Annotated in this window: 5 protein-coding genes; all 5 read left to right on the top strand. The window is 56.9% G+C overall.

The genetic code is table 11. The features are described from left to right. Nucleotides 1-41: 41 nt before the first annotated feature. Nucleotides 42-725, top strand: a complete 684-nt coding sequence (locus QXF46_09180; protein ID MEM0227032.1) for a hypothetical protein — start codon at nucleotides 42-44, stop codon at nucleotides 723-725. Next, a complete protein-coding gene (locus QXF46_09175) occupies nucleotides 725-994 on the top strand; it encodes a DUF4364 family protein (GenBank protein ID MEM0227031.1) in 270 nt (89 codons plus the stop codon). Before QXF46_09180 ends, QXF46_09175 begins: the two co-directional genes overlap by 1 nt. A gap of 58 nt (nucleotides 995-1,052) precedes the next feature. Further along, nucleotides 1,053-2,777 carry an NEW3 domain-containing protein gene (locus QXF46_09170; protein ID MEM0227030.1) on the top strand — a complete coding sequence of 575 codons (1,725 nt, stop codon included), beginning with the start codon at nucleotides 1,053-1,055 and terminating at the stop codon, nucleotides 2,775-2,777. Nucleotides 2,778-2,784: 7 nt separating this feature from the next. Continuing rightward, on the top strand, nucleotides 2,785-3,726 hold the full coding sequence (locus tag QXF46_09165; protein MEM0227029.1) for an ABC transporter ATP-binding protein: 942 nt from the start codon (nucleotides 2,785-2,787) through the stop codon (nucleotides 3,724-3,726). Next, nucleotides 3,723-4,558: ABC transporter permease (locus QXF46_09160; GenBank protein MEM0227028.1), on the top strand; the 836-nt coding region annotated here is incomplete at its 3' end. The genes QXF46_09165 and QXF46_09160, both read left to right, overlap by 4 nt.

Here is a 4,558-nt window from a genome sequence, read left to right as displayed (position 1 = left end):
TTGAGGGGAAAAGGTTAATCTAGCGCTTCGATGGGGAGAACGTGCCTCCACCCGTCCAGCCGTTGAGGTGGCATGTTCTAGCCTCGCTGGTGCTCATGCTGATAGATGGCGCGGCCACGCTTGCGCTACTCCTGCTCTGCTACTTCCTATACCGAGCTTACAGGCTTACGCGCTCCCAGCTCTTCTTTTTCTTCCTTCTGGGCTTCGGCCTCCTCGCCGCTGGAGAAACCGCGAGGATACTCCTGCTTGCTGCCGCCTTCCTGGCAAGAGCCCCCCTCCTCGCCTTCTTCCTGGCGCACGGCTTCGGCCCCGCCCCCCTGCTTCTGCAGACTGCAGCTCTGCTCCTCATAGCTGTCGGCTACGCTGTGGAGCTTGCACAGTTGCGCTGCGCGAGGGGGCAGGCGGAGCCCACAGCCGCCCTAATCCCCCTGCTGCCGCTGTTCGCCTTGCAAAGGGTGTGGAGCGGCCTTTTCTTGACCCTCGCCTTCGTCAACATCGCGTTATCGCTGTTCATACTGCTCAACGCGGTGAGCGTACACCTTTCAACGAAATCGACGAACTCCATTTTGCCCGTAGTTGCCTTCGCGATGCTGCTGCTCTCCAACGTATTACTCCCTCTCTCTGTCATCAGCGGTAGCGAGGAGCTCTTCGTGGCATCCAAAGCTCTCTACCTTTTCGGTCTGCTATCCTTCCTCGCGCTCGCAGCCAGGGTGGCGCGGGCTTGATGAAAAGACGCACAAAGCTGAGGATCCTAGCGGATATTTTGAGGGTTCTGGAGTCGGGAGAGGCAAACATCACGAAGTTGATGATGGAGGCTAACCTGTCCTACGCTCGCCTCATGAGGTACCTCGATGAGCTTGCTGAGAAGGAGCTCGTCGTGCGCGAAGAGGACGGGAGGGAAGTGAAGTACAGGATCACTAAGAGGGGGAGGGAGTTCCTCAGAGAGTACGAGAGGATACTGAGAATCGCGGAGGCATTCGGCGTTGAGATATAAGTGGAAAATGGACTTAAGGTCCACAAGCGGCATATAAGCTCCTCTACCGTGGAAGCCGATGAAAGCTGTAGGGTTACTCACTACCATCACGACGATTCTACTGGCAGTTTTGGTGCTAGCACAAGCGTCGATCGGTGTCGCTGGTACCGTTCTGAACCGGGACGGCCTACCCATCGATGGTGCGACAGTCGTCGTGTACGATTCCAATAACAACGTTGTAGCCAGATCCACCACAGGCGCCGATGGGAGATTCTGGCTAGCGCTACCATCGGGTACCTACACTTTAAGGCTGAGCAAGCCCGGTTACGTGGATAGGGTGCTCACCTTTACCATTGGCAAGCAGACGCTCTACACCGATCTCGGCGACATCGTGATGGATTACAGCCTGACAGTTTCGCTCACACCGTCCCAAATCGAGCTGCCCGTGCTGTCCACAGCATCTATCCCAGTCTCTCTAAGCAACAAGGGGGCTAGCGCAGAGAACATCTCCGTAAGCGTCGAGAAGAGCTGCGACCTCGACGTTGCGCTATACGCTGGAGGCATGAGGGTGACCAGGCTCCTGCTAGGCCCCGGTGAAGCACAGAGCCTCACGCTTCAGATCAAGACCCCTTACATGGAGACAACAACGTGTCGAGTAAAGCTCAGCTTCACAGGCTTCATTACGCACGTCAGAGAACTAAACGTAACAGTCGTAAACGAGCCACTCAATCTGATAAGCACCCCGCTAAAGTCCCTGCGCGCGACCCCTGGGAGAATGCTGCAGATACCGGTGCGGTTTGCGAACAGTCTCCCGGTACCCTTTACGGCTAAGTTGAACGCCGATCTACCGAGCGGGTGGAATGGGGTTGTGAAGGATTCATCCGGCAACGTTGTAGATGCCGTCAGCTTAAACCCCAGTGAAAGCCTGCAGGCGACGCTGTACCTCGCAGTCCCGAGAGAGGCTGAGCCTAAACTCTACAGCGTTAACTTGAGCCTCGTCGGCCTAGACACGTATTTCGTCGATACGTTAACAATCAATGTCATGGTGGCTACGGGAGCTCCCACTCTACGCATTTCGACTGGAACTCCACACGTTGATGCTTACGCCGGTAAGAGCGCCAAGTACCAGTTCACAGTCACCAACTTCGGCGAGGCTGACTGTCTAGCAGTCTTCAACGTTACCGGCTTACCGCAAGGCTACACCTGGACCGTTTCTGACGCTCAGGGCAACGTCCTGACGCAGGTTTACCTGCCGGCTGGCGGTAGCTCAACGCTGTACCTCTCCGTCAGTGTACCCCCGCTAGCCGACCCGGGCGCGCTGAGCTTCAAGCTGAGAGTCAGCGCGCCGTCAACCAGCGATGAAGTCACGCTGAGCCTCGGCATCCTGGGCAGGTACGCGCTCAGCTTCGTGACCCAGAACTTCTACCTCGAAATGGCGCCAGGCTCCACCTCCACATTCCAGCTAACTGTCAGCAACACAGGCTACAGCTCTTTAACGAACCTAGCGCTAACGGCTACCAGCGTGCCCAGCGGCTTCACGTTAAGCATTGAGCCGCAGAACGTGCTCCTCCTGAAGCCAGGTGAAAGCGCAACATTCACGCTCACCCTGACGACCGATCCCACCCTTGACGCGGGCGACTACTACGTAACACTGACATTAAGAGCTGACCAGCTGGATCCGGTAAGCAGGGACTTGCACGTGTACGTTAGAGCCGCAAGCAGCCCCGCTTACGTAGCAGCGGCAGTGGTTGTGATCATAGCGGCAGCGGTCCTGATAGCCTTCAGACGCTTGGGTAGGAGGTGATGGGAGGATGGCCGAGTACGTGATCGAGACCGAGAACCTAGTGAAGGTCTTCAGGGACCGGGGCGGTGAAGTTAGAGCGCTGGACGGCGTCAGTTTACGCGTTCCGAAGGGCGTCCTCTTCGGCCTCTTCGGACCGAACGGCAGCGGTAAGACGACGCTGATATCCATTCTGATAGGCCTGCAGCTGCCTACAAGCGGGACTGCGAGAGTGCTCGGCTTCGATAGCGTCAGGGAGTCGATTGAGATTAGGAAGAGGGTTGGCGTTCTACCCGAGAACTACGGCTTTTACGAGCACATGACTGCGCGCGAAAACCTAGAGTACCTGGGTAAGCTCGACGGCATACCCAGGTCTGAGCTCAAGCAGAGAATCAACGAGGTCCTCGAGCTCGTTGGTTTGAAGAACTGGGCTAACGCCAAGGTTAAGGGCTTCTCCAGGGGGATGACCCAAAGGCTCGCCTTAGCGCAGGTGCTCCTCAAGGACCCGGAGCTGCTCCTCCTTGATGAACCCACGCTGGGGCTCGACCCGCAGGGTGCGGCCCTATTCAAGAGGATGATGGAGGAAATGATTAAGCAGGGTAAGACGATTCTCGTATCAACGCACCTACTGCACGAGCTAGGCTACATCTGCACTCACGCCGCCCTGATTCGCGCTGGGAAGATTTTGGCTCAGGGGAGCCTGGAGGAGCTCTCGAGAGCCTATAGAGAGGCGAGGGGGTACGGTTACGAGCTCACTGTAGCGACGGGAGCTGAAGAGCTTCTGCGTGAGCTAAAAGGTTTGAGCGGTGTAACTTACGTTGCGCTGGAGAACGACTTGATTAGAGTGCAGGCTAGCCGCGATATAGGCGAAGAGCTATCGTCCATAGCCGGCAAGTTCAAAGTGAAATCGCTTAAGCCTCTCGCGCCCACGTGGGACGACCTCTACCAGTTCTACCAGGGTGAGCGAGCATGATGGAGAAGATATTGGTGGTTGCAAAGAAGGAGATCGTTGAGAACCTAAAGAGCGTTAGGTTCTGGGGGCTCATCGCCCTTTTCATCCTATTCTACATCGCATCAACATACGCTGTCGGCTTCGCTCTGCGAGGCTTTGGAGGCCTAGTGCCCACGGGTAGGCAGAGAGTCGTACTGCAGCTCTCGAGCAACGTTGCTAATGCCTTTAACTACATAGCGCCGCTGCTGGGCATCGCGCTGGGCTTCGGGGCCATCGCAGCTGAGCGTGAGAAGGGTACTATCAGGCTGGTGCTATCACGCCCAATCTACAGGGACGACCTCATCAATGGTAAGATGATTGCGGCTGCACTACTGATACTGCTGGCGCTCGGGCTCTCAACGCTCATCGCTATGCCAACAGCGGTGGTGCTCCAGGGCATCACAGTGACTGCGGAAGACTTCGTGAGGCTCCTCTTGCTGCTCCTACCAGCCACGCTGCTGGCCTTCGCGTACTACTCGTTAGCGCTCTTCGCCTCGGTCAACTCGTCAAGGTCGAGCCACGCCCTCGTGATTAGCCTTGTGCTCTGGATCTTCTTCAGCTTCGTACTACCACTCCTAGCCTCCCTCATAGCCTTCCACACGCTGGGACCGCCGCCTGCGATAAGCTTCCGATTCAACGCTACGAGACCCTTCCAGCCCGGGCAGGAGCCAACCCAGCTTAGAGAGTACTACCAGAAGTACTCGCAGATAACAAGCACGATCCAGTTGATCTCCCCCAACGCACGCTTCCAGAGCCTATCTCAAGCGCTCTTCGCCTTGAGGCAGCAAACAAGCGCCTATGAAGAGCTTGGCGC

It is taken from the genome of Thermofilaceae archaeon, assembly GCA_038731975.1.
Classification (GTDB): domain Archaea; phylum Thermoproteota; class Thermoprotei; order Thermofilales; family Thermofilaceae; genus JANXEW01.
The sequence above is the reverse complement of the archived record's forward strand: the minus strand, read 5'-3'. Positions and strand labels throughout refer to the sequence as shown.